This is a genomic window from Sphingomonas sanguinis, assembly GCF_019297835.1.
Lineage (GTDB): Bacteria > Pseudomonadota > Alphaproteobacteria > Sphingomonadales > Sphingomonadaceae > Sphingomonas > Sphingomonas sanguinis_D.
In genome coordinates, this window is sequence record NZ_CP079203.1 from 724,570 (window position 1) to 747,120 (window position 22,551).

Here is a 22,551-nt window from a genome sequence, read left to right on the forward strand (position 1 = left end):
GTTACGAATTCCTCGGAGTGATGCGGGAATAGCTGTCGCGGAAGCGCGCGATCTTGGGGGCGAAACGCTCGGCGAGCGCAGCGTCCGGAGCGATGGTGTGGGACACGGGCGGCGGCGCACAGACCTCTTCGGGCGAGCCGCCATCGACCGCCAGCTGGGCGAGACGTGCGGCACCCAGCGCCGGGCCGACCTCGCCCCCCTTCAGATAGACGAGTTCGACGTTCAGCGCGGCGGCCAGCGTCTGGCCCCAATAGGAAGAGCGTGCGCCGCCGCCGATGACCGACAGCTGCGACAGTTCGGTGCCGGCATCGCGGAGTACCGAGAGACCGTCGGCCAAAGCAAAGGCCACGCCCTCCAGCACCGCCTGTGCCAGACGTTCCGGCGTGGTGTCGTGGTCGAGGCCCAGGAACGCGCCGCGCACCTCGGCATCGTTATGCGGCGTCCGCTCGCCGGACAGATAGGGCAGGAAGATTTCGGGGCCGCTCGCCGGACCGACGCTTTCCGCGCGGGCGAACAGCTCGGCGGCACCCGGCGTGCCGGTCAGCCGTGCGACCCAGTCGATGCAGGCGGCCGCCGACAGATGCACCGACATCTGGTGCCAGACATCGGGCAGACAGTGGCAGAAGGCATGGACGGCACCCGCCGGATTGGGCCGGAATTCCCTGGTCGCGGCGAATATCACGCCCGACGTGCCCAGCGACAGCAGGGCGTCACCGTCCTTGACCACGCCCACGCCAGCAGCCCCGGCGGCATTGTCACCACCACCGCCCGCGACCGGCACCTGGTCGATGCCCCAGGCCTCGGCCACATCGGCGCGCAGCTTGCCGGTCTGTGCCGTGCCCTCGACCGCCTGCGGCATCTGATCGCGGGTCAGGCCGGTCGCGGCGAGGATATCGTCGCTCCATTCGCGGCGTTCGACATCCAGCCAGAGCGTACCCGCCGCATCCGACACGTCCGACGCCTTCTCGCCGGTCATGCGCAGCCGGACATAATCCTTGGGCAGCAGCACGGTGCGGATCTTCGCGAAGGTTTCCGGCTCGTGATGCTGCACCCATAGCAGCTTGGGCGCGGTAAAGCCCGGCATGGCGAGGTTGCCCGCGATCCGGTGCAGATCGGGGGCCTTGGCCTCCAGCTCCGCACATTCGGCATGGCTGCGCCCGTCATTCCACAGGATGCCGGGGCGCAGCACCTGATCGTCCGCGCCCAGCAGGGTCGCGCCGTGCATCTGCCCGGCCAGGCCGATGCCGCGCACCGCCCGGCGGACCGCCGGATCGATCGCGCGGACGGCTGAGGTCGTCGCCTGCCACCAGGCCTCCGGGTCCTGTTCGGACCAGAGCGGGTGCGGACGCTGCACGGTCAGCGCCGCCGTCCCCTGCCCCACCACAGCGCCATGTTCGTCCAGCACGACGGCCTTTACGCCCGACGTGCCGATATCGATGCCAAGGAACATCCCGCGCCCTTACTTCACGAACGGGTCGATGGTCGGGATCGTCCCGTCCGGGTTGAACTTCAACTCGGTCATCTTGACGTTACGCAGGTGGTTCTTATCCGACAATTGCGTGTCGGCGTAGAAAAGCCACCACTTGCCCTTCCACTCGACGATCGAGTGATGGGTGGTCCAGCCCTGCACCGGCTTCAGGATGTGGCCCTTATAGGTGAACGGGCCATAGGGGCTGGTGCCGATCGCATAGTTCAGGAAATGCGTATCGCCGGTCGAATAGGTGTAATAATATTTTCCGTCGCGCTTGAAGACCCAGGACGCCTCGAAGAAGCGCTTGTCGTGGTCGCCGCCCAGCACCGGCTTGCCCTTTTCATCGAGGATCACGACGTCGCGCGGCGTCTCCGCGAAGGTCTTCATGTCGGGGTTCATCTTAGCGATCTTGCCCGAGATGGCGGGCTGGTCGTCCTGCTTCAGGTCGGTATCGCTGCCGTTCGGATCGTACTTGCCGTCCTTCCAGCGCTGAAGCTGACCGCCCCAGATACCGCCGAAATACATATACGCCGTGCCGTCCGCATCCTGGAACACGGCGGGGTCCATCGAGAAGCTGCCGGGGATCGCATCCGGCTCGGCCTTGAACGGACCCATCGGGTTCTTCGAGGTCGCGACGCCGATGCGGAACGCGCCCAGGCCGTTGCGATCCTTGGTCTTATCGCGCGCCGGGAAATAGAGATAATAGGTGCCGTCCTTATAGGCGGCGTCGGGTGCCCACATCTGCTGCGAGGCCCAGGGCACGTCCTTCACGTCAAGCGCGACGGGGCCGACCGTGACCTTGCCGCCCGGCTCGTCCATGCGCAGCACGCGATAGTCGCGCATCGCATATTGATTGCCCAGATCGTCGTTCGGCGTGTCGGTCGGCACGTCGTGGCTGGGGTAGATATAGAGCTTGCCGTCGCTCCAAACATGCGCGGACGGATCGGCGGTGAAGATCTCGCGCACCAGCGGCTGCGACAGGTAATGACGACCATCGGGCGAGGTCGGATTGGCATCGTTCGACGCCGTTGCCGTCGTGTTTTCGCCCACGGCATTGTCGGCCTTTTGCGCCGTCCCGCAGGCCGCCGTGCCGAGCCCCAGCACGAGGCTGGCCATCATCAAGCGCTTCATCGCTTTTCCTCTCCAAGCGCTCCATCTTTGGAGCTTTGAAAGTACGATAGCGCTATCAGGACGCGGGATGCAAGGCCGGTTCGGCGTTTTGCGATGGGACAGGTGGGGGCATGGCCTTCGACTTCGCTCAGGCTGAACGGAGTTTGGTGGCCTGGGCATATTCCCTTACCCCGTTCAGCCTGAGCGAAGTCGAAGGCCATGGGAATCCCGCTCCAATCCCGGCGCTTGACAATATAAACCCCAAATTGTTGGTACCGATATCCGGCCCTGCCCCTCCCTCGCGGGTCGCCCCCCTTCAAAGACCGACACCCCTATGTCGGCGCATTTCCAGGACAGAGGATGACCCGCATGGCCCTTCGCTTTTCGCCCGCCCGCTGGCTGCTCGCCGCCGGAGTCGTGCTGCTGCCGATCACGGCGGCGCCCGCCCAGATGGCCACCCAGTCCCCGACCGTCGTGCCGGGCGCCAAGCCGGTCACAGTCGAACGGATCAAGGTCCATTCCGCCGCGATCGAAGGCAATCTGGAGGGGAACAGCGCCGACCGCGACGTCATCGTGGTCCTGCCCCCCGACTATGCCAAGAACCGCACGCGCCGCTATCCGGTGGTCTATGCACTGCACGGCTATTCGATCGGCGCGGACCAGTGGACGAAGGAAATCCACGTCCCCGCCTCCGTCGAGGGGGCTTTCGCGCGCGGCGTTCCGCCAATGATCCTGGTCTTTCCCGACAGCAAGACGATGCACAACGGGTCCATGTATTCCTCGTCGCAGACGGTCGGCGATTTCGAGCGGTTCATCAGCCACGATCTGATCGCCGCGATCGACGCGCGCTATCGCACCATCCCCCGCCGGGAGGCGCGCGGCCTCGCCGGTCATTCGATGGGCGGCTATGGCACCGCCCGCATCGGCATGAAGCATGCCGATATGTATGGGGCGATCTACATGATGAGCCCGTGCTGCCTGTCGCCGCGTGCGATGGCCCGGCCCGAGGGCACGGACGAGAAACTGCTGACCGGCCTCGCCTCGCCCAGCGAGTCCGCCAAGCTCATTTGGGGACAGCGCGCGATGCTTGCCGCCTCCGCCGCCTGGTCACCCAATCCGAAGAACCCGCCGCTCTATCTCGACCTGCCGATCAAGGACGGCAAGGTGCGGGACGATATCGTCGCCAAGTGGCTGGCCAACACGCCGCTGGCCTTCGTCGACCAATATGTCACGCCCTTGCGCAGCTACCGCGCGATCGGGCTGGATGTCGGGTCGCAGGACGGACTGAAGGCGGATGCGCAGAAACTGCACGAGGCGCTCGACAGTTATGGCATCGCGCACCAGTTCGAGATTTACGACGGTGACCATGTGAACCGGATCGGGGTGCGCTTTCAGGAGCGGGTGCTCCCGTTTTTCGGGCGGGCGCTGGTAACGAAGTAAACTCATTCCTCCCCTGTAAGGGAGGTGGCAGGGCGCAGCCCTGACGGAGGGGTGTTACCCTATCGAGAGTGGGACACCCCTCCACCATGCTTCGCATGGTCCCCCTCCCCTTCCAGGGGAGGAAAAGATTACCGCTCAATCGGCTATGGGCATGGCCGTATCGATCCTGAACGGCGCACTGCGCACCGGCTCGCCGGTATCGGGCTGGCCCGAGCCGACCGACGCGCGATAGTCGCCCTTCATCACCAGCCGCTGGCCATCGGCATCGACCGCACTCAGGTCACGCGGGCTGAGCGTAAAGGTCAGGCTGCGCCGCTCACCGGGAGCCAGATGCATCCGCTGGAACCCGCGCAGCGCGACACGCGGCGCGCCCTCCACCTTGGGGAAGTTCAGGTAAAGTTGTGCCACCTCGTCACCCTCGCGGCGGCCGGTATTGCGCACCTCGGTCGTGACGGTCATGCTTCCATCCGCACCGGGCTTCACCGACAGTGGCGCATAGGCAAAGGTAGTATAGCTCAGCCCATAGCCGAACGGGTAGACCGGCGTGCCGGTGAAGTAGCGATAGGTCCGCCCTTTCATCGCATAGTCGCCGAATGGCGGCAGATCCTCGACCGAGCGGTAAAAGGTCAGCGGCAGTCGCCCCGCCGGGTTGGTCTTGCCCGACAGAACGTTGCCGACCGCCAGCCCGCCTGCCTGCCCTGGATACCAGGCCTCGACGATGGCATCGGCATTGGCCTTGGCCCAGGCGAGGTTCACCGGGCTGCCGTTCATCAACACGACGATCAGCGGACGGCCGGTCGCCTTGGCCTGTTCGAGCAGCGCCTGCTGGTCGGCGGGCAGGTCGAGCGTCGTCTTGTCGCCGCCCTTGAAGCCGGGGACCGAGATCGGCGCCTCCTCTGCCTCCAGATCGGAGGTCAGGCCGACGACCGCGACCAGCGCGTCGCTTACCCTGGCCACCGCGCGAAGCTCAGCCGCTGGCTCGTCGGACACGCGCTTCCAGACCAGGTTGATCCCGGTCAGGATGCGCGCCTCGGTCGTCACGGTGATCGGGTAACGGCGCCCCTTTTCCAGCGTAACGGTCTTCATCGTCGGCAGGCTGTTCCACGACGCCTTGGTCAGATCGACGAAGGGCTGCCCGTCAAAACGCATCGCGCCGTTGAAGCCCGCGATGCCCAGCCGGTAGCGCCCCGTCTCCGGCGGGACGAGGTTGCCGGTCCACACCGCCCGGTGCACGTCGCGGACCGAGGACAGGTCCAGGCTGCGCGACGCGGCATTGGCCTCGACGCGGGTGACGACGGGACGATCCTCGAATTTGGCGGTCTTGAGCCATTCGTTCAGGGCACCGGGGGCGAAGCGGTCGGGAATGCGCCCCACGATATTATAGTAGCGTGCCGTCAGTCCCGGCTGGCCGCTCTCGGTCTGGAGCGCGGTCGTCGGGATCGGATCGCCGTCTGTATAGGTCTCGGCGAAGGGTACGTAGCGCACCTGCGCCCCTGGCATGGCCTGACGAAGCCCCTCGACCACCGAGATCTGCGGCCCCGAAAGCGAGGACGAGTAATTTCCGCGCAGCACCCGCGTCGCGTCGCCCAGCGGGCCGATCACCGCGATCCTTGCATGGGCTTTGAGGGGCAGGATGCCCTTGTTCTTGAGGAGGACGAGGCTCTTCTCCGCGACCTCCAGCGCCAGCGCGCGATGGGCGGGCGTATCGATGTCGCTGGGCGAACTGGTCTGGGTCGACAGCGGACGCAGGCCCGGCAGGTCGCCGGTGCGATAGCGGGCGGCGAACAATCGGGTTAGCGAACGGTCGATGTCGGCGACCGAGATCAGCCCGCGCGACAGCGCCTCGCGATATGGGTTGGTCAGCCCGTCCGTGTCGGTCAGCGTCGCATTGTTGCACTCGTTGTCGACGCCCGCCCGCATCGCCGCCGCCACCGCGCTCGCCGCATCGGGGGCATAGTGATGGTTGGCGGCGATGTCCTTCACCGCGTCGCAATCGGACACGACATAACCGCGAAAACCCCAGCGCCCGCGCAGAGTATCCTTCAGCAGCAGGTCGCTGGCGCAGGCGGGCTGGCCGTCGATTCGGTTATAGGCGCACATGATCGAACCCGCCCCGCCCTCGACGATCGCGGCGCGAAAGGCGGGCAGATAGGTATCGGCCAGATCATGGTGCGAAACATAGACATTGGCTTCGTGCCGGGTCGATTCCGGGCCGCTATGCACCGCATAATGTTTGGGCGTGGCGACCACGTCGATCCGGCTCGGATCGGTGCCCTGCATCCCGCGAACGAAGGCGACGCCCATCTTGGCGGTCAGGAACGGATCTTCGCCGTACGTCTCCTGCCCCCGCCCCCAGCGTGGATCGCGGAAGATGTTGATGTTGGGCGACCAGGTGTCCAGCCCCGTGCCGATCCGTCCCATCAGCCCGGTTGTCCGCGCGAGCGCATGGAGTCCGCGTACCTCCGCGCTGATCGCCTCCGCCGCGCGGCCGACCAGCGCGTCGTCGAAGGTCGCGGCCAGCCCCACCGGCTCGGGGAAATTCGTCGTCGGCACAGGCCCCAGCGCGCCGTGGAGCGACTCCGTCCACCAGTTATAGGCAGGCACCTCCAACCGGGGAATCGCGGGTGCGGTGTTGAGCAACTGGCCGAGCTTTTCATCGGTCGTCATCCGGCCGACCAGCCGCGACGCCAGCGCCTCGGCCTGTTCGGGGCCGGCCGCCTGCTGCTGCTGCTGCTGCTGCGCCAGCACCATGCCGGAGGTCGACATCGCCAGAGCCGACAGGATCGTCGCACGCCATGCCTTCATGCCAAACCACTCCCCTGAAACCATATTTTTGGTAACGGTATCACGAAATCCGCCACCGTCCAGCATTCGATTTTGCAGCGATATTCCACGGCCCGGCGGTGGACAGCGCCACTTTAGTCCGACAAGATCACCCAAACACCATCCCGGGGAGGATCATCATGCGGCCCATCATCGCCAGGGTTTTCGCGAGCGCTATCGCCATTGCCTGGATGGCCTCCAGTCCCGCCTTGGCCGCAGACAAGGTCGACCCGCTGGCTCCGACCGGCCGGTGGAGCGCCAATCAGGACGGGCAAGCCGCACTCCCCCCGATGGGGTGGAACAGCTGGAACGCGTTCAACAGCGATGTCGACGAGGAAAAGGTCATGGCCTCGGCGCAGTTGATCGTCGACAAGGGCCTGCGTGAGGCGGGCTATCGCTATATCAACATCGATGACGGCTGGTGGCTGCGCCGTCGCCAGCCCGATGGTCGGATGGTCATCCGCGCCGACAAATTTCCCTCCGCCGCCGCCGGGCCCAACCAACAGACCAGCTTCCGCCCGCTGACCGATCGGCTTCATGCCATGGGTTTCAAGGCGGGCATCTATTCGGACATCGGACGCAATAGCTGCGGCCAGGTCTACACCCCCAATTTCGCCAACCAGCCTGAGGGCACGGTCGCCGAACGCGAGGTCGGGCTGTACGGCCATATCGATCAGGATATCGGCCTTTATTTCCGCGAATGGGGTTTCGATTATATCAAGGTCGATGGCTGCGGCATTCGCGGGCTGGGCAAGGAGAGCGACCATGTCCGCAAGGGCGATTATCGCGAGCTGACCCCGCTGATCGACATGAACTCTCTCGCGCGCACGAACATCCCGGCGGTGCGGGCGCTCTACGATCATGTCGCCACCGCCTTGAAGCGCGAAAATCCGGACGGCAACTATCTCTTCTCGCTCTGCCTATGGGGTTCGGCGGATGTGCGCAGCTGGGGCAAGCAGGTCGGCAATGTCTCGCGGACCAGCGACGACATCACCGCCCACTGGTCGCGGATGCTGACCAACCTCGATACCAGCGCAACCCGCGCGCTCTATGCCCATCCGCATACGTGGAACGACCCGGACATGCTGTTCATCGGCTCGGGCGAATTCGACGCCAACCACATGACCGAAGCGCGATCGCACTTCGCGATGTGGGCGATGATGAACGCGCCGCTGCTGATCGGCTTCGACCTGCGCAAGGCCAATGCGGAGCAATTGGCGCTGCTGGGCAACCGCGCGATCATCGCGCTCAATCAGGATGCGGGCGCGAACCAGGCGGTCCCCGCCTATCTGTCGAACGACGTTCAGATTTTCGTGAAGAGCCTCGCGAACGGCGACAAGGCGGTGGCGATCCTCAACCGCACCGCCGCCCCGGTGCAGCCGGTCCTGACCGCCGATCACCTGAAGCTGCGCGGCGATGTCGCCATGACCGACCTGTGGACGGGCGCGACGAGCCGCTTCTCTGGCGAAACCAAGCTGACCCTCGCGCCGCACCAGACACTGATCTATCGCGTGACCGGCACGCACCGTCTGGCGGATGGCCATTATCTGTCCGAGGCCCCCAGCGACGTGAACCCGGCCGAGGACGGCATCGCCACGCCGGAGGGCGATCCGACCATCCATCACGAACTCAGCCCCTGGGGCGGCAGCAAGGGGCCGGGCGACTTCCCGCAATATGCCGGATGGGGTGGCGCGCAGGCCGATCGCACCCCGTTCGGGCGACCGTTGCGGCTGAGCGGCAAGGTCTATGACACCGGCATCGGCGTGCTTGCCAATTCGCGGCTGGAGGTGCGCAATCGCGGCCAGGCGCGCTTCAACGCCATGGTCGGCATCGACGACTCCGCCACCGCGCGCGGACGACGCGTGGTGTTCGAGGTTTACGGCGACGGCAAGCTGCTCACCCGCTCGCGCGCGGTGGCGCTGAACGAAGCCCCCGTCGCGGTCGAGGCGGATGTACGCGGTCGCAAGCTGATCGAACTGGTCGCCCGCGCCGATAGCGCTCCCGACGCGGCGCTGCCCGTCGTCTGGGCGGACGCGCGGCTGACCGGCTGACGGCTATTCGGGTGGAGTTTCATGGCCTTGCCGTTTGACGGCAGCCATGCAAATGTTCCGCCAAAGCATGAGGAGAGGGTGATGAAACCCAAAGGACAAGGGCCGTTGCTGACCCGTCGTCAGCAACTGGTCGGGATCGCGGGCGGTCTGACGATGGGAGCGCTCCCTAAAGCGCTCTGGGCAGCGGAGGACAACGCATCGCTGCGCAATCTGGCGGCACAGAAGGGCGTATTGTTCGGGACCGCGATCAATGCGGGCCGAGGCTCGCCGATCAACGATCCGGGTTACGGCGCGATCGTCGCGCGCGAATGCGCCGTGCTCGTCCCTGAGAACGAGATGAAGGTCTATGTGCTGGGCAACGACCCTGCGCATCTGAACTTCGGTCCCGCCGACCGGATCGCCGGCTTCGCCCGCGACAACCGCATGAAGCTGCGTGGTCACACGCTGCTGTGGAATTACGAGAAATACATATCGCCCGCGCTGGCCGAGACGGTGACGAAGACCGGCGCGGAGAAGTGGCTGCGCAGCTATATCGCCGCAGTTGCCGGGCATTTCGGCGACCAGATTTACAGCTGGGACGTGGTCAACGAAACGATCGACCCCAAGACCGGCGAGGTCCGGGGCACGGTGTTCGACAAGGCGCTGGGCTTCGACGTTTTCAAGATTGCCTATGAAGCCGCACGCGAACACGCGCCCCATGCCCAGCGCGTCTATAACGACTATATGTCCTGGGAAGTCGGCAACGAGACGCACCGCGCGGGCGTGCTCCGTCTGCTGGAGCGGTTCCGCAAGGAGAATGTCCCCGTCGACGCGCTCGGCATCCAGAGCCATCTGGGCAATGACGGCAGCCATTCGAAGGTCCAGCGCGCCGAGTGGAAGCGCTTCCTCGATAGCGTCACGGCGATGGGCTATCGCCTGCTCATCACCGAATTCGACATCAACGACCGCGAGATGGCGAAGGATATCACCCAGCGCGATGCCCAGGTCGCCTCGGTCGCCAAGAGCTATCTCGACATGATGCTGTCCTATCCGCAGCTCGACCAGCTGCTGTGCTGGGGCCTGTGGGACAAGCATAGCTGGCTCAACGGCTTCGCCCCCCGCGCCGACGGCCTGCCGCAGCGGCCCCTGCCCTATGACGATGCGCTGAAACCCAAGCCGATGCGCGCCGCCATCGCCGACGCGCTGCGTGCCGCCCCCGTCCGAAAGTCCATCGCATGACCCGCCTGCCCCTCGCCGCCTTGGCGCTGTCGCTGCTCATGGCGGGCACGGCGTCGGCCCAGACCGCGACCTTCGACCGCTTCACCTATCAGGGGCGCTCGATCGAGCAGGTGAAGCCCAAGGCGGGCGAGTATTTGAACCCGATCATATCGGGCTATTATCCCGACCCGTCGGTGACGCGCGTGGGCAAGGATTATTATCTCGTCAATTCGTCCTTCGCGCACTTCCCCGGACTGCCGATCTTCCATTCGACCGACCTCGTCCACTGGACCCAGATCGGCAATGCGATCGACCGGCCGGGCCAGTTGGACTTCACCGGACGCTCGGTGTCGGAGGCGGTATTCGCACCCGACATCAGCTATCACGACGGCACCTTCTATATCGTCAACACCTGCGTCCAGTGCCGGGGCAATTTCGTCATTATCGCCAAGAACCCGGCCGGGCCCTGGTCCGACCCGATCTGGCTGCCCTTCGAGGGGATCGACCCGTCCATCTACTGGGAGGGCGACCGCGCCTATATCGTCAACAACCGTGCCCCCGATGAGACGCCGCGCTATGACGGCCACCGCGCCATCTGGATCCAGGAATATGACTGGCGCGCGGGCAAGATGGTCGGTGAGAGCACGCAGCTGGTCAATGGCGGCGTCGACCTGTCGAAGAAGCCCGTCTGGATCGAGGGGCCGCATATCTTCAAGAAGGACGGCTGGTATTATCTGACCGCCGCCGAAGGCGGCACCAGCGTCAACCATTCGCAGGTCGTATTGCGCTCGAAGGAGCTTCGCGGCCCCTATGTTCCGTTCGCGAACAACCCGATCCTGACCCAGCGCGATCTCGATCCGAAACGCCCGCACCCGATCAGCGCGGCGGGCCATGCCGAGCTGGTCCAGACGCAGAATGGCGACTGGTGGGCAACCTTCCTGGCGACGCGGCCCTATGCCGATGATTTCTACAATATCGGGCGCGAGACCTTCCTGCTCCCCGTGACGTGGAAGGATGGCTGGCCGGTCATTCTCGAACACGGCAAGACCGTGCCCTGGACCCATAAAGTCCCGAACCTGCCCGCCTCGCCCGCCCCCAAGCTGCCGACGAGCGGCGATTTCGGCTATACCGACGAGTTCGACGGCAACCGGCTGGCGATGCAATGGATCGGGGTGCGGACGCCCAAGACGCCATTCTATTCGGTCGCGAACGGCGCGCTGACGATGAAGGGCGGCGATGCGCTGGGTGACCGGCAGGGCGTGCCGGGCTTTGTCGGGCGGCGTCAGCAACATGCGATCGCGGATGTCTCGACCACGCTGCGCTTCACCCCGACCAAGGACGGCGCCCGCGCCGGGCTGGTCGCGATGCAGAACGACTATGCCTATTTGTTCTTCGGCCTGGCCCGGATCGACGGCCAGCCGCGCATCGCGCTCTACAAGCGGGAGGGCAAGAATACCCGCGACGAGACGGCGGCGGAGACGCTGATCGCCTCCGCCCCCTTCACGCCCAAGGGGCCGGTGACCCTGACCCTTCATTCCAAGGGCGGGACGATGGGTTTCGACTATGAGAGTGGTGGCAAACGCGTGACGTTGAAGAGCGATCTCGACGCCCGTTTCCTCAGCACCGCGCGCGCGGGCGGGTTCGTCGGCACGGTAGTCGGCCCCTATGTGTATACGCCGCGATGAGGTGGCTTCCCCTCGCGCTACTCGCGGCGCTGCCCGCCTTGGCCGGAGCGCAGGTCTGGCAGTCTGATCGTGGTGACGGCACCTATGCCAATCCGCCGCTTTACGCCGATTATCCCGATCCTGACATCATCCGGGTCGGCCAGGATTTCTACTTCATCACCACGACCTTCGCGAACGTGCCCGGCCTGACCATCATGACCTCGCGCGATCTGGTGAACTGGCGGTTCGTCGGCCATGTCATCGACCGGCTGGAGGGGCTGCCGCAATATGATCTGAAGGACGGCGGCGCGTATCGGAAGGGCATTTTCGCGCCCAGCCTGCGCTACCGCGACGGCGTCTTCTATATCGCGGTGACGCCGGTGGGCGAGAAGACGCGCATCTATCGCTCCAAGGACATTCGCGGTCCGTGGGACATGAACCGGATCAGCGAGGCCGCGTTCGACCCGGGCCTGTTCTTTGACACCGACGGCAGCGCCTATATCATGACCTCGGTCGGGTCGGACGGCACCAACACGCTGCTCAGCCTGGACCGCGACCTGCGCACCGTGACCGACAAGCGCGTCGTCTATTACAACAAGGGCGCGGAGGGGTCGAAGCTCGTCAAGCGCGGCGACTATTATTACATGTTCAACGCCATCCCCCGGCGGCTGGGCATGACGGTGTCGCGCGCAAAGAGCCTGTTCGGGCCGTGGGAGACGCACGACCAGATCGACGACAAGACCGGCGGCCATCAGGGTGCGATCGTCGATCTGCCCGACGGCACCGACTATGGCTTCGTCATGGTCGATGCGGGCGCGGTCGGCCGGATGACCAATATCAGCCCGGTCTTCTGGAAGGACGGCTGGCCGGTCTGGGGTACGCCGCAAGCCCCCGGCCGGGTACCCGCCACCGCGACCAAGCCGATCCAAGGTCAGCCGGTCGGCGTCCTCCCCGCCTCGGACGATTTTTCCGCGCGCACGCTGGGTCTGCAATGGCAATGGAACCATAATCCCGTCGCCAGCGGCTGGTCGCTGACCGAGCGGCCGGGCTGGATGCGCCTGCGCGCGGGTCAGGCTCCGGCCTTGTGGAGCGCCCGCAACACGCTGCTGCAAAAGGGGCAAGGGCCGTTCAGCCGGGGCACGGTAGCGATCGATACGACGCACATCCGCAGCGGTGACCAGTGCGGCTTCGGGACCTTCGGCAAGTTCAGCGGTCATATCGCGGTCGGCCGGGGCAGCGACGGGCGGCTGACCCTGACCATGCGGGTGATCGAGGACGTCGCGGCCGACAAGGGCACGACGCAGAAGACCGATATGCGGGTCGATGCCAGGCGCGTGTCGGCGAAGCGGCTGTTCTTGCGCACGGACATGGACTTCAAGACCGACCGAGCCAGCATCGCCTATAGTGTGGACGGACGGGACTGGCAGGCGCTGGGCGGGGAATTTCCACTCGCCTTCGACTGGCGGACGGGGACGTTTCAGGGGCAGCAATATGCGCTGTTCTGCTACAATCCCGGTGCCAAGGGCGGATGGATGGACGTGGACAGCTTCACGTTGTCGGGAAGGTAGTCCCGTGGCCTTCGACTTCGCTCAGGCTGAACGGAGCGAGGGGTCGAAGGCCACATATCCCACCATCCGTTCAGCCTGAGCGAAGTCGAAGGCTACGCCCTTCCCCTCAGATCGTTGGCAAGCCCCGCTCCACGATCTTACGGATCAAATCGCGGTGCTTGGGCAACCCCGCCAGCAACCGCCCGGTCTGCACATCATTCTCCCGTCGCGCACGCTCGGCGGCGACCGTTTCGGCGATCAGGCTGCCCGGCGCGATGTCGGTGCGCTGGCCCATGCCGTACAGGACATATTGGTAGCTGGCCGAAGGGAAGACCTCCTCTACCCGGTCGAACTCGTCATGCATCCACGGCGCCTGATAGCGCCACAGTTCCATCAGTTCCTGCAAGCGATCCGGCATCGTGTCGGTGCGGCAATTGTCCCGCCAGAAGTCGCTGTCGGTCCGCTGTGTCAGCGAATAATGCAGCTTCAGGAAATCGACGATCCGGCCCCAGCGGTAGAGCGTCGTGTCGTTGAACCGCTTGGCGACGGTGTCCATCACTTCGCGACAGGCGGGCATCTGCTCGGCGATCAGCTTGGCCGAAAGCTCGATCAGCACGATGGCCGACGCCTCCAGCGGCTCCAGGAACCCCGCCGCCAGCCCGACGCCGACACAGTTGCGCTTCCAGAAGCGGGCGCGATGCCCCGCGCGGATCTTCAGTTCGCGCACCGGCAGGTCACGCCCCGCCTCGCCCAGATAGGCCCGCAGCTCGCGCTCGGCCTCGTCACGATCGATATGGCTGCTCGAAAAGACATGCCCCACCCCGCGCCGCGTCGGCAGGCCGATATCCCAGATCCAGCCCGAGGACTGCGCCGTGGAAATGGTATGCGACGCGATCGGCGCCTCGGGGTCGTCATAGGGCACCTGGATGGCGAGCGCCGTGTCGCAGAACAGCACGTCATTCAGCGGCTTGAACGGCACCCCCATCGCCTCGCCGAGCAGCAGCGAGCGAAAGCCGGTGCAGTCGACGAACAAATCGCCGGTCACTTCGCCAGCCTGCGCCGTCCGCACCGCACGTATGTCGCCGCTCTCGGTCAGCAGCACCTCTTCGACATCGGCCAGCACATGCCGCACGCCCAGCTGCTCGCAGCAATGGCGGCGCAGGAAGTCGGCGAACTTGCCCGCATCAAGGTGATAGGCGTAATTGGCGATCGCTTCATATTCTGGCGTCGCGATTGTCTTGGGTGCCAGCCCCGCGTCGCATATCCGGCCCTGCGGCGTCACTGCGTCGCAGAAACTGACCTCCTCCTCCTCCGCCGTCAGCCAGTGCGGTGCCAGGTTCACCTGCGCAAAGCTCTGCGGCAGCATCAGCGGATGGTAATATCCATCGTCCGCCGCGCCCGTGGTCCAGCGATTGAACCGCGCGCCCTGTTTGAAAGAAGCATCGCATTCGCGGAAGAACGCCGTCTCCGACACACCCATCTTGCGCAGCGTGGTGCGCAGCGTCGGCCAGGTCCCCTCGCCTACCCCGATGATGGGCACGTTGGGGGACTCGACCAAGGTGACGGTAAAGCCATGCGGCCGCCGCCCCTGATGCCGGGCGGCGATGACACCGGCGGTCAGCCAACCGGCCGTACCGCCGCCGACAATCACGATATTGTGAACGGGCTGAACCATGGGTCAGTAGGTCCGAGAAGCGGCGGGGATGTCAAGCCGAAGCCCGCCATCCCCGCCACCGGCCATCATCAGAAGCGATAGCGCGCGCCGAGCGTGAAGCGACGGCCATAATCGAACACGTCGAGCAGCTGGTTCTTGAACCGGCCATGCGTGCTCTGCTTGTTCTTGTTGATATTGAGCGCTTCACCGAAGATCGAAAAGTTCTTCGTGACGTCATAGCTGCTGGTCAGGTCGACCTGAAAGCTCTGGTTCACGAAGGTCGGCTCGGCACCGTACGACCCGGTATTCTGGTTCTGGCCAAAGCCCGCCAGATATTCGTCACGCCAGTTCAGCGCGGTCCGGAACTGGAAGCCGTTCTTGTCATAGAAGCCGACGAAATTCGCGGAATTCGCCAGACCGGTCACCGCAAAGCCGCTCTGCCCGACGATCTTCGGGTCATAGGGCTTGTTGGTGTTGACGAAGGTGCCGTTGGCCTGGAAGCCGAAGCCGCTGTCGCCGAACACCTGCTGCCACGCGATTTCGACACCACGGACCGTTGCGTCGGGACCGTTGACCTGCGCCGTAATGGCGAAGACCGCAGGGTTGCCCGTCGTCGGGTCGATCACGCCGCCCACCGTCTGGTTGGTTACGCCGCCGACGATGAAGTTGCTGACGTTCTTCAGGAACAGGTCGACCGCGATGTACGAATTGCGCTGATAATACCATTCCGCCGCAACGTCGAAATTGCTGGCGAGATACGGCTTCAGGTTCGGATTGCCACCGCTGCCCGACAAGGCGCCGACACGCTGGCCGTTGCCGATGCCGACGACGGGGTTCAGCAGGTTGAGGGCCGGACGGGTCAGCGTGCGCGACGCATCGAAGCGCAGCTGCAGATTATCGGTCACTTCCAGTCGCAGATCGACCGAAGGCAGAACATAGGTATAGCTGCTGCGGTTCGAAATCGGCTGAACGTCGGTGAAAGCGATCGATAGCAGCGTCGGATCGGCGGCACTGCGCGTGATGGCCGTGGGCGCACGACCCTGACCGATCGAGCGGAGGCGGGTGTTCTCGGTCCGCACGCCAAAGGCGGCGTGCAGCGGCATGCTGCCGATCTGACCTTCCATCTTGCCGCTGAAGAACAGCGACAGGGTCTTTTCGTTGACCGACAGGATGCTGCCCGGATCGACCGCTTCGGTGAACTGGCCGGTGAAGCCGTTCACGCCACCATTATAGTTGAAGCCAAGGACGTTCTGCGCCTGCGGGTTGCCCAAGCTGGTCAGATAGTTCTGATAGGCCTGCGGGCTATAGACCAGGACCGACGGTGGTAGCGTGCCGCCAAAGCCAGGGATGAAGTTGTTGAGGCTGATCGACCCCTGATACAGGCTCGACGGCAGCGGCGAGACGCCCGACCCCTGGCCCGACGGTGTACCATAGCCGGCATAAGCCTGCCAGAAATTGTTGGTGAAGGTGCTGCGGTTCAGCAGGTTGAAGGTGTCGTCGGTGTACTGACCACCTGCCTTCAGCGTGATGTCGTCGGCGGCCTTCCACGTCACGACGCCACGGAATTGTTTCAGCTCGTCGGTATTCTTCTGGGTTTGCAGGACGGTGACGTGCGACCCGATCACCGTCGGATCGGCCCAACGGCCACCGTTACCGGCGGGGCCGAAATTGCTGATCGACGGGAACGCCTTGTTACTGTCGGCGGTGATGTTGAAGCCTAGATTGGTGCCCAGTGCACCACCATAGCCGATGTCGCCGTTGCTGCTGCCGATAGTGTTACCGGGGTTCAGCCAGCTCTTGGCATAGGCGCCGTCCGCCTCGACGGTCAGCTTATCGCTGACGTCCCACTTGACGTTCAGACCCGTCTGGTTGGTCTGAAGGATCTGCTTGTTCATCGCTGCGGTGAAGTCGGTCGGAGAACCAGCCTGGGTAAAGCTGACCGCCGTGCCGTTTGCGTCCTGCTTGACGTTGCGCAGCGCATCCTGACTGAACCACACGCCGAAGCCGTAAACGTCCGTCGAGATGGTCTGGCGCGAAAAATTGTTGTCCAGCGTGACCATCAGGTCGTTGCTGGGGTGCCATTGCAGGGCGACGCGACCATCGACGCGCTCGTCCTGGGTCCGCTGCTGTTCGGCGCCATATTGCTGCGGGAACCAGCCTGTCAGGGTGCGGCGATCGCTGGCGGCGGCGGTGGCGCTGGTGGTCGGGTTGCAGGTCGCGGCCGTGCTGCCGGTCAGCTGGCAAGGCGCGAAGTTGCCGCCCGGCCAACCCGACACGAAGACGCGGTTGGTATCGGTATCACGGCGAGTATAGATGAAGCTTGACAGGATGCCGAGCGTATCGTCGGCAAAGGTGTCGCTGACCAGCGCGCCGAGCGTCGGCACGACATGGCCCGCGCGGTCCTGAAGCGACCCGGAAGCGCTGACAGCGGCGCGGAAGCCGGGGTGGTCGAACGGCTTGGGAAACTGGATGTCGACGGTAGCGCCGATCGAGCTGGACGCCAGCGACACGTCCGGCGTCTTCAGAACGCTGATGCCGCCGATAAAATCCGAGCCGACGGTGCTGAAGTCGATCTGGCGACCGCCGGTCGCGGTCGAGATGCGGCGGCCGTCATACAGCGTGGTGTTGAAGTCGCCGCCAAAGCCGCGAACGGTGATACCGGTCGGCTCGCCACGGGCACCGGACCGCTGGATCGAAACGCCGGGCAGACGCTGGAGCGAGGCCGCAACGTTGGAATCCGGAAATTTGCCAATGTCTTCGGCCGAGATCGCGTCAACCACGCCGGTCGCGGTCCGCTTGATGTCGAGGTTACGCTGCAAGGAGCTACGCAGGCCGGTGACGATGATGTCGGCGGTGGTCGCATCGCCCGTGGGCGACGGGCTGTTATCGGCTTCGCTGGGGGCGGTGGACTGATCCTGCGGGGTTCCGGCCTGTTGGGCGGTGGTGGCGTTGGCCTGGACCGGCACATCCGGGCGGACCGCGCCGCTGGTCTGGGCGAAGGCCGTTCCCGGCGACACCATGGCGAGGGCCATGAGCGGCGAGACGCCCGCCATCAAGGTCCGGCGCGAAACGAATGCAGCCACAAAAGCAGTGCGAGCCACCATCTTCCCCTCTCCTACGTTTATCATATTCATGCGCGATCGACGTTCTTGCGCCGTACCACCCATTTGATGACTCGATGTTAGCGTTATAATAGATGCATCACAAGCCATTTGTCAGAGCGGATAGGACCGGCTATCGCGTGGCTTGACGGCAGACGCATGGGACGGACACAGTCCCGGCCTGACCGCCCCGCTTCGCATGGAATGCGACGGGACCGAGGGGATGAAGGGACCGACCGGCATGGCTGAAATGGAATTGCTCGACAGCGCGCGTCATGCGGCCCTGCGCGTTTCCGCCGCCCCCGATGCGGGGCGCCACTTCGTCCAGCTTGTGGCCGACGAGTTCCTGCCCGCCGCGCTCCATTATCCGATCCTGATGGCCCGCCATCCTGAAACCGGCGACCTGTATCCCGGCGCGCTGATGGGACTGGTGCCGGATGAAAATCTCTGTCTCTCGGCAAACGGCGCGCTGGCCGATTATCGCCCTGCCGATCTGGAGCGACAGGGCTTCTATGTCTCGGGCGAGAATATCGCGATCGACGCGCATCATCCCGCGCTGACCCAGATGGACGGCACGGCCGTGTTCGACACGGATGGCGGCCCCGCCCCTGCGCTTCGTCGGGTCCAGGCGGCGCTGCGGCGGCTGCATGTCGGCCTGCCGGAGACCGAGAAGTTCCTGCGACGGCTGGAGAAGAACAGGCTGGTCGAGCCGATCGACCTGAGCTTCGAATTCGACAATGGTGAAAGCCTGCGGCTCGACTCGCTCTACACGATCAGCCTGGATGCAGTGCACGCGCTTCCCGACGACGTGGCGCTGGCGCTGTTCCGCTCGGGCGACCTGCAACTCATCTATGCGATTACCGGATCGGTCCGGCATATCCCGACGCTGGCGCGCCGGCGCAACGAGCGGCTGAGCGGCCTCACCCGATGACCCAGGCGGCGGCCGAGATCGACCGCGCGGCGCTGGACGGGCATGACGCCTTTCGGCGGCTGGTGGTCGAGCCCTGCCGCCCGGTCGTCATTCGCGGCGCGGCGTCGGATTGGCCGCTGGCAGAGGCCGCGAAGATCGATGGCGACGACCTTACCGCCTATCTCGCGCGCTTCGATGCGGGGCGACAGGTCGAGGCGTTCGTCGGCGATGCGGCGATCAGTGGCCGCTACGATTACAACGACGATTTGTCGGGTTTCAACTTCCGACGACAGGCGATGGCGCTGGGCGAAGCGGTGCGGCGCATTGCCGCTGGAAGCGACAGGGAGACGCTTTATGTCGGCTCCTTGCCGATCGCCAATGCCCTGCCCGGCCTGGCCGAGGCCAATCGCCTGCCCTTCGCGCCGCCGGGCGTGTCGCCGCTGATCTGGATCGGCCATGCGTCGACCGTCCCGTGTCATTACGACATGATGGATAATATCGCCTGCGTGGTGGCGGGACGGCGGACCTTCATCCTGTATCCCCCCGACGCGATCGGCGACCTGTATGTCGGGCCGATCGATCACACGATGGCAGGCCAGCCGGTCGCCCTCGCCGCCGGAGCCGAACCCGGCGACCCGCGCTATCCCCGTTTCGAGCGGGCGCGCGACCGGGCGATCACCGTCGAGCTGGGGCCGGGCGATGCGCTCTACATGCCCAAGCTTTGGTGGCATCGGGTCGAGGCGACGGGTGCGTTCAACATCCTGGTCAATTACTGGTGGGACGCCTTTCCGGTCGGCCCGGACCAGCCCTTCCCCACGATGCTGCTCGCGATGAGCGCAATCGCGGGCCGCCCGCCCGCCGAACGGGCCGCGTGGCGGGCGTGGTTCGATCATTATGTCTTCCGCCCCGATGGCCACCCGCTCGCCCATCTGCCCGAGGAGCGACACGGCGTTCTGAGCGACGGCCCGGACCATGCCAAGATGGGCCGGGCGCACGCGATGCGGATGCTGCGCGGGGGTTAGCGCGGGCTGAACGTCACCCCCTGAACCACGACTTCGGGATCGACCAGCCAGAGGGTGACGCGGTGCTTGCCCGGCGACAAGGCAGGCAGCACGGTCGAGGCGACACGCCGATTCTCGATCACGGAACGGCCCCACGTCTCTTCCGTCTCGCCCGCCATCAGGTTCAGGACGACCGGCGCACCGTCATCGACCGACACCGCGATCCGGTGCTTGCCCCCACCCCGCACGTCGAGGCCCGGTGCCGCGAGCACGCCCAGCGTCACCAGTCCGGCTTTGGCCCAGTTCACGTCATAGACGATATGCGGGCTGTCGCCGCCCGGCCGTTCGATCACGGTCGCGGTGGTCGGCGTCGCGACCATGGCGGCGCCTTCGGCGGTGAAGCCCGCGACACGCTGCCACCGAATACCCCGCCCGTCGACCGCGCGACCGGCATCGGCGGCGATCCGGACTAGCGGTTTCGGCGTGACCGGCGGCAGCGGCAAAGGCTTTTCGACCGTCGCCAGCGCGGGCATCACATCGGCATCGGGCTGCTGCCAGCCGGTATAGCCGATATGGGTCTGGGCCATCATGCTGGTCCATTTGCCGCCCGCCGTATCCACCTCGTAGCGGCGGCGGATCGCCGCATCCTGCGCGAAATAACCGCGCGCGGCGTCCGCGAAGCGCTTCGCCTTGGCCGCATCCCCCGCCTGCGCCGCCGCGCGGTTAGCGGCCACCGCCTCGTACAGTCGGTGGAGGTTGGTCATCGCCTCGACCCGGTGGAGGACCAGCTCATAATAGGCGTCGCGCAAATTGGCGGGCAGCATCGTCCCGACCCGGCGCGCTTGCGCATCCAAGACGTTCCACTCGCCCAGCACCCGCTTCCATTCGCCGTCGGCATAGCCATAGGTCGTCGCATCGATCAGCTCGGGCTTGCGACGGCTGGCCAGTTGGCCATAGCGGGTCAGGAGCGCACCGATCTCGCCCCCATGCGCCGCACCGAACTGCGCGGCCGCCCATTTCGCGGGATAGGCCTGCATCGCGGCCAGATCCATCCGCCTGGGGTTCCAGGCCATGTCGAGGAAGAAGCTGGTCGGATATTCCATCGGCTTCAGGTCGCCGACATTGACGATCCAGAGCCGATCCGCGCCATAGTTGTCCGCCATCCGCATCTGCTGCCAGACGCGGGGGATGGCGTTGGTGTCGAGCCACTTATAGTTGCGCGGCCCGCCGACATAATCGAAGTGGTAATAGACGCCCGCCCCACCCGCACGGCGCTCGCCGATCGGGGGCAGGCGGCGGATATTCCCCCAATTGTCGTCGGCGAACAGCAGGGTCACGTCGTCGGGGACGCGCATCCCCTTGTCGTAATAATCCTGCACCTCCTTGTAGAGCGCCCAGACCTGCGGCGTCTCTGCCGCCGGGCGCTTGGTCACGTCGGCGATGATCTGGCGCTGGTCGCGGACGATCCGCTCTAACAGGTCGGTCGCCGTGCCCTCGGTCATCGGCTCGTCGCCGTCGCCGCGCATGCCGATGGTTATGGGGTCCTCGGCCTTGCCGCGCCGCTCGATGCCTTTCCGCCAGAAGGACCGAAGCGCAGGGGCGTTCTTCGTGTAATCCCAAGGCCCGGTGCCCTCACGCTTCCAGTCGGCCTGCGCCCGCTGCATCGGTTCGTGATGCGACGTGCCGAGCAGCACCCCCATCTCCTGCGCCAGCGGAGCAGAGGCGGGATCGTCCTCCCATAGCGACTTGCCCCACATGGCGGGCCAGATGAAATTGGCCTTGGACCGCAGCAGCAGGTTGAACACCTTCTCATAGGCCAGGTGATTGACGCCGCCGAACTTGGTCCGCGCCCAGTTGCCGAAGCCCGGTTCCTCGTCGTTGATGAAGATGCCGCGATACTTGACCGCCGGATGATCCGCGACGCGCCCCGCCGTCAGATAGAGGGTTGGATGCGCCTGCGCGGGCACGTCCGCCCACCAGGTCCAGGGGCTGACGCCCGCCTTTGCGCTGATGTCGTACAGGCCGAAGATCGTGCCACGCCGATCCGACCCGGCGATGACGAGCGCACGCGCGACACCGGGCGCAGGATTGTCGACCACCTGCTCGACATAACCTTCCCATTGGCCCGCCAGACCCGCGACATCGAGCTTGCCCGCCTTCACCAGCGCATCGATCACCGCACTATGGCCCAGCGTCCCCGCGATCACCGTCGCCCCGCTCGAAACGTCGCGGGCAAACCTGACCTCACCGCCGCCGACCGCTTTCAGATCGGCGACCAGATCGCTGGCGGCCCGCGCCACGCCCGGCTCGTCGCCCGCATCGACGACGACCGTCGCCACCCGCCCCGGTGCCAGCAGCGACAACGCTCCCGGCGTCGCACGCTCGCAAGCCGCGACCGCGCCGCTACAATCCGGCGCGGCCCAGGCGGCACCGGGGATCAGCGCCGTCAGCGCGGCGGACAGGAACAAATGGCGCATCATCTCTCTCCTCGCCCCGTCCTTGATAAGCGGGGCGTTCTTCATTGGATTTCCTGCCCGTTATCGCTACCATCCAGCAAAGCCGCAAGCGCGGATCGTTGAGAG

Annotated in this window: 13 protein-coding genes; 7 read left to right on the forward strand and 6 right to left on the reverse strand. The window is 65.4% G+C overall.

All coding sequences use genetic code 11. From position 1 onward, the window contains the following. Window position 1: 1 nt before the first annotated feature. A complete protein-coding gene (gene xylB, locus KV697_RS03135; RefSeq protein ID WP_219020070.1) occupies window positions 2–1,450 on the reverse strand; it encodes a xylulokinase in 1,449 nt (482 codons plus the stop codon). Window positions 1,451–1,459: 9 nt separating this feature from the next. Further along, a complete protein-coding gene (locus KV697_RS03140) occupies window positions 1,460–2,602 on the reverse strand; it encodes a glycoside hydrolase family 43 protein (protein ID WP_219020071.1) in 1,143 nt (380 codons plus the stop codon). 348 nt (window positions 2,603–2,950) lie between these two features. On the opposite strand from KV697_RS03140, the gene KV697_RS03145 reads away from it, so the two are divergent. Beyond that, entirely contained in the window at window positions 2,951–4,021 is a 1,071-nt protein-coding gene (locus KV697_RS03145; protein WP_219020072.1) for an alpha/beta hydrolase, read from the forward strand. Window positions 4,022–4,156: 135 nt separating this feature from the next. On the opposite strand, the gene KV697_RS03150 is transcribed toward KV697_RS03145, so the two are convergent. Then, window positions 4,157–6,826, reverse strand: coding sequence for a glycoside hydrolase family 3 C-terminal domain-containing protein (locus tag KV697_RS03150; protein WP_374011384.1), 2,670 nt, complete (start codon window positions 6,824–6,826; stop codon window positions 4,157–4,159). Window positions 6,827–6,984: 158 nt separating this feature from the next. Here KV697_RS03150 and KV697_RS03155 point away from each other — a divergent pair, with 158 nt between their 5' ends. The 4 genes from KV697_RS03155 (at window position 6,985) to KV697_RS03170 (ending at window position 13,324) form a co-directional block, all read left to right on the forward strand. Further along, a complete protein-coding gene (locus KV697_RS03155) occupies window positions 6,985–8,895 on the forward strand; it encodes an NPCBM/NEW2 domain-containing protein (RefSeq protein ID WP_219020073.1) in 1,911 nt (636 codons plus the stop codon). Window positions 8,896–8,976: 81 nt separating this feature from the next. Continuing rightward, entirely contained in the window at window positions 8,977–10,113 is a 1,137-nt protein-coding gene (locus KV697_RS03160; RefSeq protein ID WP_219020074.1) for an endo-1,4-beta-xylanase, read from the forward strand. After that, window positions 10,110–11,777 carry a glycoside hydrolase family 43 protein gene (locus tag KV697_RS03165; RefSeq protein WP_219020075.1) on the forward strand — a complete coding sequence of 556 codons (1,668 nt, stop codon included), beginning with the start codon at window positions 10,110–10,112 and terminating at the stop codon, window positions 11,775–11,777. The genes KV697_RS03160 and KV697_RS03165 overlap by 4 nt, the downstream gene beginning before the upstream one ends. Further along, entirely contained in the window at window positions 11,774–13,324 is a 1,551-nt protein-coding gene (locus KV697_RS03170) for a glycoside hydrolase family 43 protein (RefSeq protein ID WP_219020076.1), read from the forward strand. The genes KV697_RS03165 and KV697_RS03170 overlap by 4 nt, the downstream gene beginning before the upstream one ends. Window positions 13,325–13,430: 106 nt before the next feature. On the opposite strand, the gene KV697_RS03175 is transcribed toward KV697_RS03170, so the two are convergent. After that, window positions 13,431–14,978: a tryptophan halogenase family protein gene (locus KV697_RS03175; RefSeq protein WP_219020077.1), complete on the reverse strand. Its 1,548-nt coding sequence runs from the start codon at window positions 14,976–14,978 to the stop codon at window positions 13,431–13,433. 68 nt (window positions 14,979–15,046) lie between these two features. After that, entirely contained in the window at window positions 15,047–18,061 is a 3,015-nt protein-coding gene (locus KV697_RS03180; RefSeq protein WP_219020078.1) for a TonB-dependent receptor, read from the reverse strand. 142 nt (window positions 18,062–18,203) lie between these two features. Between KV697_RS03180 and KV697_RS03185 the strand changes: the two genes are divergently transcribed. Both KV697_RS03185 and KV697_RS03190 read left to right on the forward strand, forming a co-directional pair. Next, window positions 18,204–18,989 (forward strand): SapC family protein, encoded by a 786-nt coding sequence (locus KV697_RS03185; RefSeq protein ID WP_257575579.1) that lies wholly within the window; start codon window positions 18,204–18,206, stop codon window positions 18,987–18,989. Continuing rightward, window positions 18,986–19,990 (forward strand): cupin-like domain-containing protein, encoded by a 1,005-nt coding sequence (locus KV697_RS03190; RefSeq protein WP_219020079.1) that lies wholly within the window; start codon window positions 18,986–18,988, stop codon window positions 19,988–19,990. Before KV697_RS03185 ends, KV697_RS03190 begins: the two co-directional genes overlap by 4 nt. Here KV697_RS03190 and KV697_RS03195 read toward each other — a convergent pair. Then, the gene (locus KV697_RS03195) at window positions 19,987–22,446 is read right to left on the reverse strand and encodes a glycosyl hydrolase 115 family protein (protein WP_257575580.1); all 2,460 of its coding nucleotides are present in this window, start codon (window positions 22,444–22,446) and stop codon (window positions 19,987–19,989) included. The genes KV697_RS03190 and KV697_RS03195 overlap by 4 nt on opposite strands. Window positions 22,447–22,551 lie beyond the last annotated feature (105 nt).

What these genes read in the sequence shown, in the direction of transcription:
- xylB (WP_219020070.1), bottom strand. Translation starts at nt 1,450, where the DNA reads ATGTTCCTTGGCATCGATATCGGCACGTCGGGCGTAAAGGCCGTCGTG.
- KV697_RS03140 (WP_219020071.1), bottom strand. Translation starts at nt 2,602, where the DNA reads ATGAAGCGCTTGATGATGGCCAGCCTCGTGCTGGGGCTCGGCACGGCG.
- KV697_RS03145 (WP_219020072.1), top strand. Translation starts at nt 2,951, where the DNA reads ATGGCCCTTCGCTTTTCGCCCGCCCGCTGGCTGCTCGCCGCCGGAGTC.
- KV697_RS03150 (WP_374011384.1), bottom strand. Translation starts at nt 6,826, where the DNA reads ATGAAGGCATGGCGTGCGACGATCCTGTCGGCTCTGGCGATGTCGACC.
- KV697_RS03155 (WP_219020073.1), top strand. Translation starts at nt 6,985, where the DNA reads ATGCGGCCCATCATCGCCAGGGTTTTCGCGAGCGCTATCGCCATTGCC.
- KV697_RS03160 (WP_219020074.1), top strand. Translation starts at nt 8,977, where the DNA reads ATGAAACCCAAAGGACAAGGGCCGTTGCTGACCCGTCGTCAGCAACTG.
- KV697_RS03165 (WP_219020075.1), top strand. Translation starts at nt 10,110, where the DNA reads ATGACCCGCCTGCCCCTCGCCGCCTTGGCGCTGTCGCTGCTCATGGCG.
- KV697_RS03170 (WP_219020076.1), top strand. Translation starts at nt 11,774, where the DNA reads ATGAGGTGGCTTCCCCTCGCGCTACTCGCGGCGCTGCCCGCCTTGGCC.
- KV697_RS03175 (WP_219020077.1), bottom strand. Translation starts at nt 14,978, where the DNA reads ATGGTTCAGCCCGTTCACAATATCGTGATTGTCGGCGGCGGTACGGCC.
- KV697_RS03180 (WP_219020078.1), bottom strand. Translation starts at nt 18,061, where the DNA reads ATGGTGGCTCGCACTGCTTTTGTGGCTGCATTCGTTTCGCGCCGGACC.
- KV697_RS03190 (WP_219020079.1), top strand. Translation starts at nt 18,986, where the DNA reads ATGACCCAGGCGGCGGCCGAGATCGACCGCGCGGCGCTGGACGGGCAT.
- KV697_RS03195 (WP_257575580.1), bottom strand. Translation starts at nt 22,446, where the DNA reads ATGCGCCATTTGTTCCTGTCCGCCGCGCTGACGGCGCTGATCCCCGGT.